This is a genomic window from Pseudomonas sp. OA65 (assembly GCF_017498305.1).
Lineage (GTDB): Bacteria > Pseudomonadota > Gammaproteobacteria > Pseudomonadales > Pseudomonadaceae > Aquipseudomonas > Aquipseudomonas zanjanensis.
On record NZ_JAGDEZ010000014.1, the window covers coordinates 77,977 to 96,055 of the forward strand.

The 18,079-nt window shown below is 61.2% G+C and carries 16 protein-coding genes; 5 read left to right on the plus strand and 11 right to left on the minus strand.

Translation table 11 applies throughout. The annotated features are described in order from the left end of the window. Window positions 1-404: 404 nt before the first annotated feature. The 7 genes from J3361_RS14475 to J3361_RS14505 all read right to left on the minus strand — a co-directional run bounded on the left by J3361_RS14475 (window position 405) and on the right by J3361_RS14505 (window position 8,788). Window positions 405-1,121: an ABC transporter ATP-binding protein gene (locus J3361_RS14475; protein WP_018606262.1), complete on the minus strand. Its 717-nt coding sequence runs from the start codon at window positions 1,119-1,121 to the stop codon at window positions 405-407. Beyond that, window positions 1,118-1,990, minus strand: coding sequence for an ATP-binding cassette domain-containing protein (locus J3361_RS14480; protein ID WP_057448281.1), 873 nt, complete (start codon window positions 1,988-1,990; stop codon window positions 1,118-1,120). Before J3361_RS14480 ends, J3361_RS14475 begins: the two co-directional genes overlap by 4 nt. Continuing rightward, window positions 1,987-3,267, minus strand: coding sequence for a high-affinity branched-chain amino acid ABC transporter permease LivM (livM, locus tag J3361_RS14485; RefSeq protein WP_186707824.1), 1,281 nt, complete (start codon window positions 3,265-3,267; stop codon window positions 1,987-1,989). Before livM ends, J3361_RS14480 begins: the two co-directional genes overlap by 4 nt. A gap of 2 nt (window positions 3,268-3,269) precedes the next feature. Next, window positions 3,270-4,184, minus strand: coding sequence for a branched-chain amino acid ABC transporter permease (locus J3361_RS14490; RefSeq protein WP_014336328.1), 915 nt, complete (start codon window positions 4,182-4,184; stop codon window positions 3,270-3,272). Between the two features lie 164 nt (window positions 4,185-4,348). Next, on the minus strand, window positions 4,349-5,485 hold the full coding sequence (locus tag J3361_RS14495; RefSeq protein ID WP_207965165.1) for an ABC transporter substrate-binding protein: 1,137 nt from the start codon (window positions 5,483-5,485) through the stop codon (window positions 4,349-4,351). Window positions 5,486-5,855: 370 nt separating this feature from the next. Continuing rightward, window positions 5,856-7,139: an FAD-binding oxidoreductase gene (locus tag J3361_RS14500; protein ID WP_207965166.1), complete on the minus strand. Its 1,284-nt coding sequence runs from the start codon at window positions 7,137-7,139 to the stop codon at window positions 5,856-5,858. A 158-nt stretch (window positions 7,140-7,297) separates the two neighbouring features. After that, window positions 7,298-8,788 carry an aldehyde dehydrogenase family protein gene (locus J3361_RS14505; protein ID WP_207965167.1) on the minus strand — a complete coding sequence of 497 codons (1,491 nt, stop codon included), beginning with the start codon at window positions 8,786-8,788 and terminating at the stop codon, window positions 7,298-7,300. A gap of 180 nt (window positions 8,789-8,968) precedes the next feature. Between J3361_RS14505 and J3361_RS14510 the strand changes: the two genes are divergently transcribed. The 3 genes from J3361_RS14510 (at window position 8,969) to nadE (ending at window position 12,186) form a co-directional block, all read left to right on the plus strand. Next, window positions 8,969-9,877 (plus strand): LysR family transcriptional regulator, encoded by a 909-nt coding sequence (locus J3361_RS14510; RefSeq protein ID WP_207965168.1) that lies wholly within the window; start codon window positions 8,969-8,971, stop codon window positions 9,875-9,877. A gap of 250 nt (window positions 9,878-10,127) precedes the next feature. Next, window positions 10,128-11,354 (plus strand): nicotinate phosphoribosyltransferase, encoded by a 1,227-nt coding sequence (gene pncB / locus J3361_RS14515; protein ID WP_207965169.1) that lies wholly within the window; start codon window positions 10,128-10,130, stop codon window positions 11,352-11,354. Between the two features lie 4 nt (window positions 11,355-11,358). Beyond that, window positions 11,359-12,186 carry an ammonia-dependent NAD(+) synthetase gene (gene nadE, locus J3361_RS14520; protein WP_207965170.1) on the plus strand — a complete coding sequence of 276 codons (828 nt, stop codon included), beginning with the start codon at window positions 11,359-11,361 and terminating at the stop codon, window positions 12,184-12,186. A gap of 177 nt (window positions 12,187-12,363) precedes the next feature. Here nadE and azu read toward each other — a convergent pair whose 3' ends face one another. Continuing rightward, complete coding sequence (gene azu, locus J3361_RS14525; protein WP_207965171.1) at window positions 12,364-12,810, minus strand: azurin; 447 nt, start codon at window positions 12,808-12,810, stop codon at window positions 12,364-12,366. Window positions 12,811-13,152: 342 nt separating this feature from the next. On the opposite strand from azu, the gene J3361_RS14530 reads away from it, so the two are divergent. Both J3361_RS14530 and J3361_RS14535 read left to right on the plus strand, forming a co-directional pair. Beyond that, window positions 13,153-13,740 (plus strand): TIGR00730 family Rossman fold protein, encoded by a 588-nt coding sequence (locus J3361_RS14530; protein ID WP_207965172.1) that lies wholly within the window; start codon window positions 13,153-13,155, stop codon window positions 13,738-13,740. 68 nt (window positions 13,741-13,808) lie between these two features. Further along, a complete protein-coding gene (locus J3361_RS14535) occupies window positions 13,809-13,994 on the plus strand; it encodes a hypothetical protein (RefSeq protein WP_207965173.1) in 186 nt (61 codons plus the stop codon). 73 nt (window positions 13,995-14,067) lie between these two features. On the opposite strand, the gene J3361_RS14540 is transcribed toward J3361_RS14535, so the two are convergent. From J3361_RS14540 to J3361_RS14550, 3 genes are all read right to left on the minus strand, one after another. Then, entirely contained in the window at window positions 14,068-14,445 is a 378-nt protein-coding gene (locus J3361_RS14540; protein WP_207965174.1) for an NUDIX domain-containing protein, read from the minus strand. Window positions 14,446-14,611: 166 nt separating this feature from the next. After that, complete coding sequence (locus tag J3361_RS14545) at window positions 14,612-15,505, minus strand: transglutaminase family protein (RefSeq protein ID WP_207965175.1); 894 nt, start codon at window positions 15,503-15,505, stop codon at window positions 14,612-14,614. Continuing rightward, window positions 15,505-17,991 (minus strand): circularly permuted type 2 ATP-grasp protein, encoded by a 2,487-nt coding sequence (locus J3361_RS14550; RefSeq protein ID WP_207965176.1) that lies wholly within the window; start codon window positions 17,989-17,991, stop codon window positions 15,505-15,507. Before J3361_RS14550 ends, J3361_RS14545 begins: the two co-directional genes overlap by 1 nt. Between the last annotated feature and the right edge of the window lie 88 nt (window positions 17,992-18,079).

The window sequence follows — 18,079 nt, forward strand, 5'->3', positions numbered from 1 at the left end:
ACTGTTGACAACAGCCGCTGACGCTTGATCAGAAACGCCTGATCAAAAAACCATCACAGCCCTGCAAGCCACGTATTCAAAGGCTTTCAGCCAGCTACTCCCACGTTACCCACAGCCAGTTCCACAGCAAACGGGGACAAGTCAAAATCGTGACAAAACAACTGTTTGCGGCGACTTTATGTCGCGGTTTCGCAGGGGCTCAGGATTGTTGTCCACAATTGCAAAAACGCATAAAAACCCTGTGGGAGCGAGCCTGCTCGCGATGGCTGTCTGTCAGTGCCATGGAGAGTGGCTGACACGCCGCTATCGCGAGCAGGCCCGCTCCCACAGAGGGATGGTGGTGTTTGGGGGAGATAAAAAAACCGGCGATTCACTCGCCGGTTTTTTTCATTGCTTCAACCGCCTCAATGCCCGCCCAGGTATGCGTTGCGCACTTCCTCGTTGGCGAGCAGTTCCTTGCCGGTGCCGGTCAGGCGGATTTCACCATTGACCATCACATAAGCCCGGTCCGACAACCTGAGGGCGTGGTTGGCATTCTGCTCCACCAGGAAGATGGTCATCCCGGTGGACGCCAGCTCACGCAGGGTGGCGAAGATCTGCTTCACCACGATCGGCGCCAGCCCCAGGCTCGGTTCATCGAGCAGCAACAACTTCGGCCGGCTCATCAATGCCCGGGCGATGGCGAGCATTTGCTGCTCGCCGCCGGACATGGTCATGGCCCGCTGGTTGCGGCGTTCCTTGAGCCGCGGGAACAGCTCGAACATGCGTTGCATGTCTTCGCTGGCGTATTTGTCACCGATCGGAATGGTGCCCATCAGTAGGTTTTCCTCGACCGTCATGTCGGGAAAAACCCGCCGCCCTTCTGGCGACTGCGCGATGCCGTTGGAGGCGATGTAGTGGGAGGACTTGTGGGTAATGTCCACGCCCTGGTAGATGATCTGCCCACCCGCCGCGCGGGGCTGGCCAAAGATCGACATCAACAGCGTGGACTTGCCGGCACCGTTGGAGCCGATCAGGCTCACGGTCTCGCCTTCGCCAATGTGCATCGAGACTTTCTTCAGGGCCTGGATCGGCCCGTAGAACACGTCCAACTCCTTGAGTTCGAGGATAGGTCCACTCATACCAGCTCCTCTTCATCGGCACCCAAGTAAGCCGCAATCACCTTCGGATCGTTGCGAATCGCCTCGGGACCGCCCTCGGCGATCACGTTGCCGTGGTCCAGCACCACGATGTGGTCGGAAATGCTCATTACCATGCCCATGTCGTGTTCGATCAGCACCACGGTCAGATCGTGCTCGTCGCGCAGCAGCCGGATCATCGCGCTCAGCGCTTCGGTTTCCTGAGGGTTAAGGCCGGCGGCCGGTTCGTCGAGGCAGATGATCTGCGGACGCGTGCACATGGCCCGGGCGATTTCCAGACGGCGTTGCTGGCCATAGGAAAGCTCGCCCGCCAGACGGTTGGCACAATCCACCAGGTCCACCACTTCCAGCCAATAGAAGGCATGGTCCAGGGCGTCGCTTTCAGCCTTGCGGTAGCCCTTGGTGTTGAGAATGCCCGCCACCAGGCTGCGGTTGACCCACATGTGCTGGGCCACCAGCAGGTTTTCCAGCACCGACATTTCCTTGAACAGGCGAATGTTCTGGAAAGTGCGCGCCAGGCCGGCGCGGTTCACCAAGTGGGTGCCGCCGAACATCTTGTAGTACAGCCGGCTGGCGAAGGATTTCGGCGAGACGAAGTCGGTCGGGCGAAACGCTTCGCCCAACAACTTGATGACGTTGGTCTGCTCGCCGCGCACATTGAGTTCGATCTTGCCGCCCGAAGCCTTGTAGAAACCGGTCAGGCAGTTGAACACCGTGGTCTTGCCCGCACCGTTGGGGCCGATCAGGGCGAAGATCGAGTTGCGCTTGACCTGCAGGCTGACATCGCTGAGGGCCTTGATGCCACCGAACTGCATCATCAGGTTTTCAACTTTGAGTACGACTTCGCTCATGGCGCTACCCCCTTGCGCGGCGTCACACCGGTACGGCTGATACGGATCAGGCCGCGTGGGCGCCAGATCATCATCAACACCATCAGTACGCCGAACAGCAGCACTCGGTATTCAGAGAAGCTGCGCAGCAGTTCCGGCGCCACGGTGAGCACGAATGCCGCAATCACCACGCCGACCGTCGAGCCCATGCCACCCAGCACCACGATCGCCAGGATCAGCGCCGACTCGAAGAAGGTGAACGACGACGGGTTGACGAAGCCCTGGTAACTGGCGAAGAACACCCCGGCCAGGCCAGCCGTGGACGCGCCGATGGTGAAGGCCGAGAGCTTGACCAGCACATGGTTCAGGCCCATGGAGCGGCACGCGATTTCATCTTCGCGCAGCGCTTCCCAGGCACGTCCGACCGGCATGCGGGTCAGGCGATGCTTGATGTAGAGCACCAGCAGTACCGTGATGAACAACACGATGTAGATGAACAGGAATTTGATGTTGGGGTTGTAGTCGAGGCCGAAGAACTCATGGAACGGCACCCCGCCATCTTTCGCTCGTCGGCCGAACTCCAGGCCGAAAAAGGTTGGCGACGGCACGGGCATGCCATTCGGCCCGCCAGTGAACGACAGCCAGTTGTTCAGCACCAACCGGATGATCTCACCAAACCCCAGGGTCACGATGGCCAGGTAGTCACCGTGCATTCGCAACACCGGGAATCCCAATATGCACCCCGCCATCGCCGCCGCGATGGCCGCCAGCGGCAATACGGTCCAGAAACCCAGCCCCAGGTATTGGTAGCCCAGCGCCAGGCCATAGGCACCGATGGCGTAGAACGCCACGTAACCCAGGTCGAGCAGCCCCGCCAGGCCGACCACGATGTTCAAGCCCAGGCCCAACAGCACGTAGATCAGCCCGAGAATGACCACCGTGAGCACGTATTTATTGGCGAAGAACGGAAACACGATGGCAATCACGATCAGAGCCGGAATGATCCAGCGCAAGCGCGACTTGTAGTCCGGCGGCAACACATGCACACCGGAGCCAGTGCTTTCGAAGCCCTGGAGAATCTTCAGTCCCTTGGGCGTTTGCAGGAACAGGCTCAAGGCAAAACGCCCGATCATCACGATCGCCACCAGCCAGCCGACGCGGGCCGGTTGCAGGTTGAAGCTATAGCCGTCGAGCACCACGCCGACGATCGGCCCGAACACGATCAGCGAGATCAGGCCGGCCAGGATCGCGTCGATGACGCTCTGTTTGATATCAAGCGGTTTATTGGCAGCAGACATACTTATACCTTCGCCACGAGTGGGCGACCCAACAGGCCTTGGGGACGGAAAATCAGAATCAGCACCAGCAGCGAGAAACTGAACACGTCTTTGTAGTCAGAGTTGATCAGACCGGCGAACAGCGATTCGGAAATGCCGAGGATGATCCCGCCGAGCATCGCCCCAGGCAGGGAACCGATGCCGCCGAGTACCGCCGCGGTAAATGCCTTGATGCCGATAATGAAGCCGGCATAGAAGTCGAAGGTGCCGTAGTTCATGGTGATCAGCACGCCGGCCAAGGCCGCCATGGCTGCACCGATGATGAACACGTAGGAAATCACCCGGTCGGTGTTGATCCCCAGAATCGAGGCCATCTTGCGGTCTTGCTGGGTGGCGCGGCACATGCGTCCGAGCTTGGTGTACTTGATGATGTAGGTCAGCAAGGCCATCCCGGCAAATGCGGCGATCAGGATGAAGATCTTGGTGTAGGTGAGCTGGACGAAACCGCTGCCGATGTCGACGCGCATGGCGCCTTCGAGCAGTGTCGGGACACCCTGTTGGCGGGCGCCCTGGCTGATCTGTGCGTAGTTCTGCAGGATCAGCGAGATGCCGATGGCACTGATCAGCGGTGCCAGCCGTGTGGAATTGCGCAGTGGTTTGTAGGCGACGCGTTCGATGACCCAGCCGTATACCCCGGTGACCACGACCGTGAACACGAGGGTGCCTAGGATCATTAGCGGAAAGGATTCAATACCGAAGTAAGCCAGCAGAGCCAGACTGATTGCCGCGAGGTAAGCGGAAATCATGTAAACCTCGCCATGGGCGAAGTTGATCATGCCGATGATGCCGTAGACCATTGTGTAGCCGATGGCGATCAGACCATAGACCGACCCGAGGGTCAGGCCATTGATCAGTTGCTGCAGGAAAATACCATCCATAACGCAATCTCACGCAGTGAGAACCTGCACACCCTGAGGTGTGCGGTTCTTCTAAGGAAAATACAGATTTACGTCAGAGCAATGTCAGGCACGACCGGCGCGAGCCTCATGGAAACCGGGGCTTTCCCGGCTGCCCTATCAGGCTTGGACGGTCTTTTCAGCCCTTACTTCTGTTTTTCCAACTGGTGATATTTTCCGTCCTTGTCCCACTGGTAGACCACGTAGTCGGAGACTTTCAGGTCGCCCTTGGTGTCCCACTCCTTCTTGCCCATCACGGTCTGGACAGGGTTGGCCTTGAGCCACTTGGCCGCGTCTTCGCCTTTGTTGGACTTGGCGCCATTGAAACCGGCGGCCAGGGCCTGGACCGACGCGTAAGCGTACAGGGTGTAGCCTTCAGGCTCGGTGCCATTCTTGCGGAACTCTTCAACCACGGCCTTGCTGTCTGGCAGCAGGCGCGGGTCGGCGCCGAAGGTCATGTACACGCCATCGACGTATTGCGCGCCGCCGGCGGTGGTGACCAGTTCGTCGGTCACGATGCCGTCGTCGGACATGAACTTCACGTCCTTGAGACCTTGCTCACGCAACTGGCGAACCAGCGGGCCGGCTTCCGGGTGCAGGCCACCGAAATAAACCACGTCGGCACCGGCCGAACGGATCTTGGTGACCACGGCGCTGAAGTCTTTCTCGCCGCGGGTCAGGCCTTCGTACAGCACCTCCTTCACGCCACGCTTGGCCAGTTGTGCCTTGGTGGCATCCGCCAGGCCTTGGCCGTAGGTGTCCTTGTCGTGCAGCACGGCCACTTTCTTGCCCTTGAGCACGTCGACGATATAGTCGCCCGCCACGATGCCCTGCTGGTCGTCACGACCGCACATGCGGAACATGGCGCTCAGGCCGCGCTCGGTGACCTGTGGGTTGGTGGAACCCGGGGTGATGGCGATGATGCCGGCTTCGTCGTAGACCTCGGAGGCCGGGATGGTATTGGACGAGCAGAAGTGCCCGACCACGCCGATCACCTTGTCCTGATCGACCAGTCGGTTGGCCACGGCCACGGCCTGCTTGGGTTCGCAGGCGTCGTCGCCGGCGACCAGTACGATCTTCTCACCGTTGACGCCACCGGCCTTGTTGATGGCATCGGCTGCAGCCTGGGCACCCTTCATGTACTGCTCGCCAAATGCAGCGTTGGCGCCGGTCATCGGCCCCGCCACACCAAATTTCACATCAGCTTGAGCAAACGCAGAAACACCCAACGCAGTTGCCACTGCGAGGGCCAGGAAACCTTTCTTGTAAAACGTCTGGGACATGAGGTGGTGCTCCAAGGTTTTTTTTAGTTGGCACTGCGACTTCATTTCACTGAAAAGCTCAGAGCAAGGGCCGTGCCATCGGTTTTTTATTCTGAAAAAAGTCGCTGCTTTATTGTTATTTCGACTGTTTCGGGCCCTTTTTCATGGGGCGTGCAACCGTCTAAACCGTACGAGGTGCAACCTTTTATCTAAATGGGTAAAACCCTCCGTGAGCCATCATTGCAACCATCACACGAAACAGCGTGCAACCACTGTGTAACAACCCACGTCACCGAACTGCACACTGTCGGTGCGCGACTGCTACAAGCCGCACCATAACAGGCTAGACGCTACGCTAGAAAACGCGGCCTCCAGCAACAATTTTCAACACTCAAATGACAATCCGCAGGCACTGGCCCGCGTGATACAGCGAAAAGCCCGCCTCATACAGGCAACTGCGCAATCCCACCCCGGCCAATGGCTGCATGGGTGCGAACGGGATCGGCAGGGCCTGGGCATTACCGTGGCAGAGATAATCGGCGAATGCCTTGCCGACCACCGTGCCAGTAGTCACGCCCCGCCCGTTGTAGCCGGTCACGGCCACCAACCCGGGGGCCGGTTCGAACAGGCGCATCAGGTGATCGGGGGTGAAGGCGATGCAACCGGTCCAGGTGCACTCCCACTCCACTGCCTTGAGGTAAGGAAAATAGTGCTGCTGCACCCGGTCGGCCCAGGCCTTGAGGAACCAGGTGGGCTTGCGGTTGCCATTGCCCAGGCTGCCCAGCAGCAAGCGGCCGTCCTTGTCCCGGCGGATGCTGCTCAGCACTTGGCGGGTATCCCACGAACCCTGGCCGCCTGGCAGGATGCGACGGGCGGCCTCGTCGGTCAGTGGGACCGAGGCGACCTGATAGTAATAGCCAGGGAAAAAATTGCGCCGCAGTTCGGTCCAGTCCCCCTCGGTGTAGGCGTTGGAGGCGATCACCACTTGCTCGGCCAGCACCGAACCCTGGGCGGTTTGCACCGACCAGCGCTGACCTTGGCGTTCCAGACGGGTCACCGGGGAATGGTCGAACAACTGGCCGCCCAGGTCCGTTGCAGCCTTGGCCAACCCGCTGGTGTAGGCCATCGGGTTGAGCGTGCCGGCGCGGCGATCGAGTAAAGCCGCGGCGATTTTCGAGGTGCCTGTCGCCTCCGCGCAGGCCTGGCCGGTGAGCAATTCCACCGGGGCGCCGCGGCGCTTCCATTGTGCTTCGCGACTGCGCAGGTCGGCCTCGCCCCGGGCGTTATGGGCCATGTGCAGGGTGCCTTCGCGACGCAACTGGCAATTGATGTTGTATTTATCGACGAGGCTGAACACCAAGGCCGGCGCAGCCCCCAGCATGCGGTTGAGCTGGCTGCCCACCGCCTCGCCGAACCCGGCCTCGATGTCATCCGGCGGGATCCACAGCCCGGCGTTCACCAGGCCGACGTTGCGTCCCGACCCGCCCTGCCCGGCCCGATGGGCTTCCAGCACAGCCACGCGCTTGCCTTGTTCGAGCAAGTGCACCGCCGCCGACAGCCCGGTGAAGCCTGCGCCGATCACACAGACATCCACCGTGATTTCACCGGTGAGCGCGGTGTTTTCAGGCCTTTGCGGCGTCAGTTTTTCCCACAGACATTCTTCGCGTAACGGCATTGCCAGACTCCGGAAATGAAACCTAACCACTGCACACAAATTCATTGTGGGAGCGAGCCTGCTCGCGATGACGGTTTATCTACCGATATTGATGTCGGCTGATTCGACGCTATCGCGAGCAGGCTCGCTCCCACAGGAGGACTTCCGCCGACTCGATATCAGTCGAAGGTAATCCCCTGCGCCAACGGCAACTCCAACGAGTAGTTCACGGTGTTGGTCTGGCGGCGCATGTAGCCGCGCCAGGCGTCGGAACCGGATTCGCGACCGCCGCCGGTTTCTTTTTCGCCGCCGAACGCGCCGCCGATTTCCGCGCCGCTCGGACCGATGTTGACGTTGGCGATGCCGCAATCGCTGCCCACCGCCGACATGAACTGCTCGGCTTCACGCACGTCGGTGGTGAAGATGCAGGACGACAGGCCTTGGGGCACGGCATTGTTCAAGTGCAGGGCCTCCGCAAAGTCCTTGTAGCCGACCACGTAGAGGATCGGCGCGAAGGTTTCGTGGCGCACCACATCGCTTTGCTCGGGCATCTCGACGATGGCCGGCGAGACGTAATAGGCATTCGGGAACTGGTCTTCGAGTTGGCGCTTGCCACCAAACACGCGGCCTCCTTCGCTCAAGGCCTGCTCCAGCGCGTCCTGCATGCCCTCGAAGCTGTGCTTGTCGATCAGCGGTCCGACCAGGTTGCCTTCCAGCGGATGGCCAATGCGCACTTTCGAATAGGCGGCCTTGAGGCGGGTGACGATCTCTTCCTTCACCGACTCATGGGCAATCAGCCGACGCAGGGTGGTGCAACGCTGGCCGGCGGTGCCGACGGCGCTGAACAGGATGGCGCGCACGGCCATGTCCAGGTCGGCGCTCGGCGCCAGGATCATGGCGTTGTTGCCGCCCAGTTCCAGGATGCTGCGGGCGAAACGCGCGGCGACTTTCGGTGCCACTTCACGGCCCATGCGGGTGCTGCCCGTGGCGCTGATCAACGCCACACGCGGGTCATCCACCAGGGCTTCACCGGCATCGCGACCGCCGATGATCACTTGGCTGAGGTACGGCGGTGCGTCGCTGAAGTCCTTCAGCACGCGCTCGAACAGCGCCTGGCACGCCAGGGCGGTAAGCGGGGTCTTTTCCGAGGGTTTCCAGATCACCGAGTTGCCGCAGACCAGGGCCAGCGTGGTGTTCCAGGCCCAGACCGCGACCGGGAAGTTGAAGGCACTGATCACACCGACCACGCCCAGCGGATGCCAGGATTCACGCATGTGGTGGCCCGGGCGTTCGGAGGCGATGGTCAAACCGTACAGCTGGCGGGACAGGCCGACGGCGAAGTCGCAGATGTCGATCATCTCTTGCACTTCGCCCAGGCCTTCCTGGGTGATCTTGCCGGCTTCCCAGGACACCAGTTCACCGAGATCGGCCTTGTATTCACGCAGCAGATCGCCGAATTGACGCACCAGCTCGCCGCGACGCGGGGCCGGCACCTGGCGCCACAGATCAAAGGCATGCTCGGCACGGCTGACCTGCTGCTCGACTTCAGCGGCGCCTTCCCAGTTCACGGCACCGATACGACTGCCATCGATAGGCGAATGCACCGGCTGTGCGCCGCCCTGGTACAAGGCCGGATTGACGCCCAGACGATCAAGCAATGCAGCAACCATGGGGTAACTCCTCTAAACGAGCGATAAAAGATTGGCAGGCGGGCAATCACCCTCTGCTCAGGCCTCTAGTTTTAGCTGGCTCGAGTCTTGCCAACAAACGACCATTAAGCGAGATATCATTCCGTTTATTCATGCTGCCCCTGACTCGATTTATAGAGCAACAAGAAAAAGGCCCTCGTCATGCTCAATAAGCGCTATTTACCGTCGATCACCGCCCTCCAGTGCTTCGAAGCCGTGACCCGCCACCTGAGCTTTACCCGTGCCGCCGAAGAGCTTCACCTGACCCAGAGTGCCGTCAGCAAACAGGTCGCTCAGCTCGAGGAATTGTTGCAGCATCTGCTGTTCCGGCGCGTGCGCCGTCGCTTGCAGCTGACACCGGCCGGGGATTTATATCTGGGGGAGGTACGAAAGATCCTCTCCCAGGTGGAGATGTCTACCCATTACCTGCGTTCCTACGGTGGCGACACCGAAGTCCTGCGTGTTTCCACCCCTCCGACGTTCGGCGCCCGATGGCTGGTCCCGCGCCTGAAGGGTTGGCGCCTGCGCCATCCGAAAATTCATCTGGACCTGTGCAGCGAGCAGGAAGCCGACGACTTGCAGCAGGGGCGCAGCGACCTGGCGTTCTATTTCGGCCAAGGTTCACGCCCTGGCACCGAGTCCCTGAGACTGTTCGACGAAGAGCTGGTGCCGGTCTGCGCGCCCGGCAGCCTGCCTGACCAGCCCTTCACCGACCCGACCCAACTGGCCGAGCTGGTGCTGCTGCAAAACGCCTCGCGCCCCCAGGCCTGGCACGACTGGTTCGACAGCCAGGGCTACCACACCGAACACAGCTACCACGGGCCGCGTTTCGAAACCTTCTACATGTGCATCCGGGCCGCCCAGGTCGGCTGCGGCGTCGCCCTGCTGCCGCGGTTCCTGGTGGAAGAGGAGTTGGCCGACGGCAAACTGGTCATCCCCTGGCCCCATGCGATGCCCAGCACCAGTGCCTATTACCTGGCCTATCCGGAGCGTTCGGCGGAAGTACCCAAGGTGCGGCTTTTTGTGGAGTGGATGCTGGAGCAGATTGAGAGCCCGCTGACACCGCAATAACGGCACCCCACACAAACCCCGTGGCGAGGGAGCTTGCTCCCGCTCGGGTGCGAAGCACCCGCAAAAAAAGAGGAGCGCTTCCCACTCCAGCGGGAGCAAGCTCCCTCGCCACAGTAAGCGCGCTCCCACAAAGGCCTGTGGACTGTTAAAAAATCGCTGGCAAAACCCACCACGGTTATGCGCCACTAGCCCTTTCACTTCAAACCGCCGAACCTCGCTGCCCACTGCCGCGGCCTGTCTGGAGAACCTTATGAGCGAGAGCGTATTTGCCGATCGCATCGTGCAGAACCTGCTCGACACCGACTTCTACAAACTGACGATGATGCAGGCGGTGCTGCACAACTACCCCAACGTCGAAGTCGAGTGGGAGTTTCGTTGCCGCAACAGCGAGGACCTGCGTCCGTACCTCGCGGAGATCCGCTTCCAGATCGAGCGCCTGGCGGAGCTGAACCTCAGCGCCGACCAACTGGGTTTCCTGGAGCGCATCAGCTTCCTCAAGCCGGACTTCCTGCGTTTCCTGGGCCTGTTTCGCTTCAACCTGCGCTACGTGCACACCGGTATCGAAAACGGCGAGTTGTTCATCCGCCTGCGCGGGCCGTGGCTGCACGTCATTCTGTTCGAAGTGCCGCTGCTGGCCATTGTCAGCGAGGTGCGCAATCGTTATCGCTACCGTGAAATCGTCCTGGAACAGGCTCGGGAGCAGTTGTATCGCAAGTTCGACTGGCTGAGCGCCAACGCCAGCGCCGAAGAACTGTCCGAACTGCAAGTCGCAGACTTCGGCACCCGCCGCCGCTTTTCCTTCCGCGTCCAGGAAGAAGTGGTCAACGTCCTCAAGCACGATTTCCCCGGGCGTTTCGTCGGCACCAGCAACGTGCACCTGTCCCGGGAACTGGACATGAAACCCCTGGGCACCATGGCCCACGAGTGGATCATGGCCCATCAGCAACTGGGCCCGCGGCTGATCGACAGCCAGATCGCCGCCCTTGATTGCTGGGTGCGTGAATACCGAGGCCTGCTGGGCATCGCGCTCACCGATTGCATCACCATGGACGCCTTCCTCAAGGATTTCGATCTGTTCTTCGCCAAGCTGTTCGACGGCTTGCGCCATGACTCGGGCGACCCGGTGATCTGGGCCGAAAAAGCCATTGCCCACTACCACAAGCTCGGCATCGACCCGATGAGCAAGACCCTGGTGTTCTCCGATAGCCTGACATTGCCCAAATGCCTGGAGATTTTTCGGGCGTTGCGTGGTCGCATTAATGTCAGCTTCGGTATTGGCACCAACCTGACCTGTGACATTCCAGGTGTAGAGCCGATGAGCATCGTGCTTAAAATGATCAGCTGTGATGGGCAACCCGTGGCCAAGATTTCCGATGAGCCCGGCAAGACCCACTGCAAGGACCCGAATTTCGTCGCCTACATGCGACACGTTTTCCAAGTACCTGCCGCCCTTTCAGACACATCAAGCAAGGAGTGAATTCATGCAAGCCGTACAGCGTGAGATTGCTGAACAGCTCAAGGTCCAGCCACCGTTCGCCCATGACGCCGACCTCAAGGCGGAAATCGCCCGGCGAGTGAGCTTTATCCAGGATTGCCTGGTCGATTCCGGGCTCAAGTCCCTCGTGCTGGGCATCAGTGGCGGCGTCGACTCGCTGACCGCCGGGCTGCTGGCCCAACGTGCCATGCGCGAACTACGGGAGAAAACCGGCAACGCGGCCTACAAGTTCATCGCCGTGCGCCTGCCGTACGAAACCCAGTTCGACGAACATGAAGCACAGGCCTGTGTGGACTTCATCGACCCGGACGAGCGCCATACCGTCAACATCGGCCCGGCGGTCAAGGCCTTGGCCGAGCAAGTCGCGGCGTTCGAGGGTAAGGCGGCGGTGTCGCGGGATTTCGTGCTGGGCAATACCAAGGCGCGGATGCGCATGGTGGCGCAGTACACCATCGCCGGCGCTGAGCAGGGCCTGGTGATCGGCACTGACCATGCGGCGGAAGCGGTCATGGGTTTCTTCACCAAGTTCGGTGACGGCGCTTGTGACCTGGCGCCGTTGAGTGGCTTGGTGAAGAACCAGGTCCGGGCCATCGCCCGTGATTTTGGCGCGCCGGAATCACTGGTGGAAAAAGTCCCCACCGCCGATCTTGAAGACCTGTCGCCAGGCAAGCCGGATGAAGCGTCCCACGGCGTGACCTATGCCGAGATCGATGCGTTTCTGCATGGGCAACCGGTTCGTGAAGAGGCGGCAAAAATCATTTGTGATACCTATCGTAAGACCGAGCACAAGCGGGTGATGCCGTACGCCCCGTAACCACCGCGACGGTGTGACAATCCCTGTGGGAGCGAGCCTGCTCGCGAAGGCGTCGCATCAGCGACATCATTGCTGACTGACACACCGCTTTCGCGAGCAGGCTCGCTCCCACAGGGGAAATCTGCCAGGCATGAAAAAGCGCCCTGAATGAGGGCGCTTTTTTTTATGCCTCGGTGGCTACTTCAGGGTAACGGTGCCTTTCATCATCGAGATGTGGCCCGGGAACGAGCAGAAGAAGCCGTACTTCTCAGAGGCATTGAGTTTCGACACATCGAAGGTCACCGAGTCGGTTTCCTTGGCACCAATGAGTTTGGTATGGGCAATGATGCGAGCATCACCATCCTTGAGGTAATTCTTGTCGATACCGGCAGCAAGGCCATCGGTGGCAATCGGCTGCATGTCAGCCTCTTTGCTCAGTACCCAGTTATGGCCCATGACGTTTTTCGGCAAGCTGCCCGAGTGCGTCAGCTCAACGGTGAAGGTCTTGCAGCTCTTGTCGATTTCGATGGCCTTGGTGTTGAAGGACATCTGGTCGGTCGAATCGATGGTGGTCTTGCACTCCGCTGCCATCAGTTGGCTGCTGGCCAGCGTCAACAGGGATACTGCAACAAGTTTGGCAAACATCGTGAATCTCCAAGGCATGGTTAACAAAAATCCGTCAAAGGGAAAGACTGCCTGATTTTCCGACAAGTTCCTATGACCTGAGTCAAAGATTGTATACAACTTAAGCCTATCAGCCTGATGGACAGAATCAACCAGCCAGAAGTATGAGGCGCCCCCTATGATCAGCCCCATCACCTACTGGAGCGATCGTCATGAATCTCAACAGCCTGCTGTGCAGCTTGCTCGCCGCCTACGCCTGCGGCGCCAGCGGCACCTACGAAAAGCCCCAGCGCGAGGTATAAATCCTTTGCGCAACACAGGCCAGGCTTTACTCTGGCGCGGTGACTGACCACGGAGTAAAGCATGTCCATCGCGTCTGTTTGTGTATTTTGCGGCGCCAGCACTGGCGCCAATCCGGCGTATCGTGAAGCGGCGCAGGCCCTCGGGCGTGCGTTGGCGGAACGAAAATTGACCCTGGTCTACGGCGGCGGCGCTGTGGGACTGATGGGGCTCGTTGCCGACGCGGCCCTGGCGGCCGGCGGCGAGGTCATCGGCATCATCCCGCAAAGCCTGAAGGACAAGGAAATCGGCCACAGCGGCTTGACCCGTCTGGAAGTGGTGGACGGCATGCACGCCCGCAAGGCGCGCATGGCTGAACTCAGCGACGCCTTCATCGCCTTGCCCGGCGGTCTCGGCACGCTGGAGGAATTGTTCGAAGTCTGGACCTGGGGCCAGCTCGGCTACCACGGCAAACCGCTGGGGCTGCTGGAAGTGAACGGTTTCTACAGCAAGCTCACCGCTTTTCTCGATCATATCGTCGGCGAAGGCTTCGTCCGCGCGCCCCATCGTGACATGCTGCAAGTGAGCGAATCCGCGCAAAACCTGCTCGATGCCCTGGACGAATGGCAACCGTCCGTGCAGCCAAAGTGGGCCGAACAAAAACCCAGCTAACGGCTCGGCCCCGATACAGGGCAGAATATGCGCCGCTCAACCTCACCTTCGACCCCAGAGGATCGCCCATGGCCAAACCCAATTATTCCTTCGCCAAACGTCAGAGAGACTTGGCCAAGGAGCAGAAGAAAGAGGAAAAGCTGCAGCGCAAGAAAGCAACCGCCGATGAAGCAGCACTGAACCCCGATGCAGAAGGTGAAGTGGTGGCAGACGATGATGTCGATGCACCGAAAGATCAGGCCCCCGACGCCTGACTCCCCCAGGGCCCGATGATCCGATCCGGCCCCTCGGTTTTGTGTCCAGGACCGGCAGCCTCGCTGCCGGCCCTCACAGTCCCAGCGCCTTGATGATCGACAGGCGATAACCCGCAGGCAGGTTCACCGGCAATTGGTCCGGCGCGAACAGCCCGATCTCCTTGTGCTCATGACTGATGGTCGGCACGAAACCGCCCAGCAACTGGCAGCGGTACGTGGAGATGAAGACGTGCTTGCCGGGAATGACCTCGAACAGGTACGAATCCAGCGGCTCCCCCACGCTCACCTCAACCGCCAGCTCCTCGGCGATTTCCCGCGCCAGACATTGCGGCGCCGTTTCACCCAGTTCGATCCGCCCGCCGGGCAGCTCCCATTCGTCCCGCTCGTTGAGCATCAGTACAACCAGGCCTTGGGGGGATTGCAGCACGCCTTTGATGGATACCGGGAACATGGGGGAACCTCATCATCCGATGACACACAACCTGTGGGAGCCGAATCCTGTGGGAGCCGAGCTTGCTCGCGATGAGGGCGACACGGTTCAACTGCAAACCGCATTATCGTTCATCGCGAGCAAGCTCGGCTCCCATAGGCTCGCTCCCATATTTTATACACAGCGTTCATGCTTCCAACGGCATCACCGTCACCCGCACTTCCGGATCATGGGCACCGCCCCCCAGAATTACCCCGCGCAACGGCGACACATCGGAAAAATCCCGGCCCCAGGCCAGGGTGATGTGTTCCAGGGCCGGCTGTACGTTATTGGTCGGGTCGAAATCCACCCAACCCAATACCGGGCAATACACCGAGACCCAGGCATGGGACGCATCGGCGCCAATCAGCCGTGGCTGGCCGGGCGGTGGCTGGGTCAGCAGGTAGCCGCTGACGTAACGCGCCGCCAAGCCGCGAGAGCGTACGCAAGCCAGCATCAAATGGGCAAAGTCCTGGCATACACCCCGCCGCCGCTCCAGCACCTCCACCAGGGGCGTCGCCACTTGGGTCGCCTCGGCATCGAAGGTGAACTCCTCGAAAATCTTCTCCATCAGCGCTCGAACGCCCAGCATCAGCGGTTGCCCTGGCGCAAAGCAGCTTTCGGAGAATTCGACGAAGCTGCGCTTGAGGTGCACGTAGGGTGACTCGAAACGGTAACGGCACGCCTCCAGCAATGGCGCCGCCAATGGCCGGCCCGTGTAGGTCAGGGCGTTACAAGTCGACTCCCAGGCCGGGGACAGGTTGAAATCCAGCTCGGGGCGGGCCAGCACCTCGACGCTCAGGCGCGCATTGACCAACAATTCATCATGGGGCCGCTCGAAGGCCAGGCGGGTCAGCGGATTGCCGAACACATCCTGTTCATCGCGCCGGGTCGTCGGCTCCGGACTGATCAGCAACTGCTGCTCAGTACAACGCTGCCAATCACAGGCCCGTGGCCACAGGTGGGCAAGCTGCTGGGCCAGGGACACCGGGCTGTCGTAGTGGTAATGGGTGTCGTGGAGAATCTGGTAGCGGGCGTTCATCAGACGGACACCGTGCGTTGGCTGACGTCATCGACGTGGGCGAAATGACGCAAGGCCAGGCGATCGGACACCTGACCGCTGACATCGGCCACTTCCTGCAACAGGTCGGCCAGCCCATCGAGTGCGGCGCGCAGGCTGGCTTCACCGAACAACGGGTTCTCCAGGCAACGCAGGTCAAAGCGCGACAGGCGTGCGACCAGTTCCGGCAAGGCGGTTTCCCGGGGCGCGGCGAAATCATCGTTCAAGCGCTTGAGGGTGCGAGTCACCAGTTTCAATTGGAAAAGCACCGCGTGGGGGTTCTGTTCGTCCAGCAGCAACAAGTCCAGCACCGGGATCAACTGGGCCACCGCCAAATAGCGCGAGCGGTAGGTGATGCTGCTGTTACCCAGCTCCAGCAACCACTCCAACCCGGCCTGGTCGAAGACCGCATCGCTGCGCAGGAACGCCGCCAGGCTGCTGCTGAGAAACTGCAGGCGCTCCAGGCGCCGGCCGATCATCAGGAAGCGCCAGCCTTCGTCGCGGGTCATGTCGTCCAGGGCGAAGCCGGACAGTGCCGCCAGGGACATCACCAGCCGATTGAGGAAGTCCAACAATTCGCCGAAATCCGCCTCCTCGGTTTCCAGCTCCATGGCTTCGCGCTGCAACTCAACCAGCGCCTGCCAGTTCTCCCGGGACAACTTGCCGCGCACCTGCGAGGCGGCCCACTGTAAACGCTGGAGGTTGGAACGCAGGCTGAACGACCAGTCGTCCCCCAGCAGCGCCGCCAGCAAACGCTCGGGCAGCTCGCCTTCTTCGGGCAACAACATCAGGCTTTCGCCCAAGGCTACCGCCGATTCCAAGGCCTGCGGGTCATCGCCGTCGACATAACGCGCCAGCATGATCCGCAGCAACCGCGCGCTGCCATCGCAACGCTCGCAATAGCGGCCGAACCAGAACAGGTTTTCCACCACCCGCGAAGGCAGGTACGGATCACGTCGAACCAGGTCATGAACCCCGATGGTTCGCTGGGCCTTCCATTGTTCACCGCCGGGGGCCTGCTCACTCAGCACCCAGGTGTCCTTGCTGGCGCCGCCGCGCTGCATCGATACCACTTCAGCGTCGGCCTCGGCGGCCACGCGAGTCAGGCCGCCCGGTAGGACCCGATAATCGTCTTTCCCGGACACGGCATACATGCGCATGCCGATTGCCCTCGGCTGGATCTGGCCATCTTCGGCCTGCCACACCGGCGCCTGGGACAACTGCGCCAGTTCCTGGGCGACGTAGGCATAGGGCCGTGCCTGCATGCGCGCCGCCAGTTGGGCGCGCTGCGCCTCGCTCAGGTCGCGACCGAACACCGGGCTGAAACTCTGGGAAGGAAACGCCGGCTTGATCAACAAGTGCGGCAATTTTTCCAGGGCCTGGGCCAGCACCGGCGGCTCGCCGCACCACCAGGTGGCGATGGACGGCAGCAGCAGCTCTTCGCCAAACAGGTACTGGTTGATCTTTGGCAGAAACCCCAGCAGGCCCGGCGACTCCAGCACGCCACTGCCCAGGGCATTGGCTACCAGCACCCGGCCCTGGCGCACCGCTTCGAGCAAGCCCGGCACGCCGAGGGCCGAATCGGTGCGCAGCTCCAGGGGGTCGCAGAAATCGTCGTCGAGCCGGCGCATGATGGCGTGGACCCGGCGCAGGCCGCTAAGGGTCTTGAGGTAGACCGTGGCATCGCGAACGGTCAGATCGCCGCCTTCCACCAGCGGATAGCCCAGTTGGCGCGCCAGGTAAAGATGCTCGAAATAGCTTTCGTTGAAACGCCCCGGCGTCAACAGCACCACCAGCGGCGACTCGCCGTCGCTGGGCGCCTGGCGCGCCAGGGTTTCCTGCAAGGTGCGGAAAAATCCGGACAGGTGCCGCACCTTCAAATCGCGGTACAAGTCGGGGAAGGCGCGGGAAACGATCATGCGATTTTCCAGCGCGTACCCGGCCCCGGAAGGCGCCTGGGTCCGGTCCGCAGTGACCCACCAGCGACCATCGGGCGTGCGCGCCAGATCCACCGCATACAAGTGCAGGAAACTGCCGTCCGGCGGCGCGATGCCCTGGCAAGGCCAGAGGAAATTGTTGTGCCCGAAGACCAACTCCGCCGGCAACAGCCCTTCACTGATCAGCCGCTGCGGCCCGTACAGGTCGGCCAACACCGCATTGAGCAGTCGCGCACGCTGAGCGATCCCGGCGGACAGATGCTTCCATTCCTGCGGGTCGATCACGTGGGGCAGCAGGTCCAGTTCCCACGGCCGGTCGGCGCCTTTCGGATCGGCGTAGACGTTGTAGGTCACACCGTTTTCCTGGATCTGCCGGGCCAGCAGGGCCTGGCGCTGGAGCAACTGGGCCGGCGTGCTGCGCTGCAACTGGTCGAACAGCCGCCGCCAGTGCGTACGGACCGCTCCGCTGTCGTCCAGCAATTCGTGATAGGTGCCCGTCGTCAGCGGGTAACGGTCAAGCAGGTCAGGCATGGAAAGCTCGGCAGACAGCAATGAAAGGTGAGACTAGCGCAAGCGCATGACGCCCGGATAGGTGTGTTTGTGTTGGATCCGACCTGGG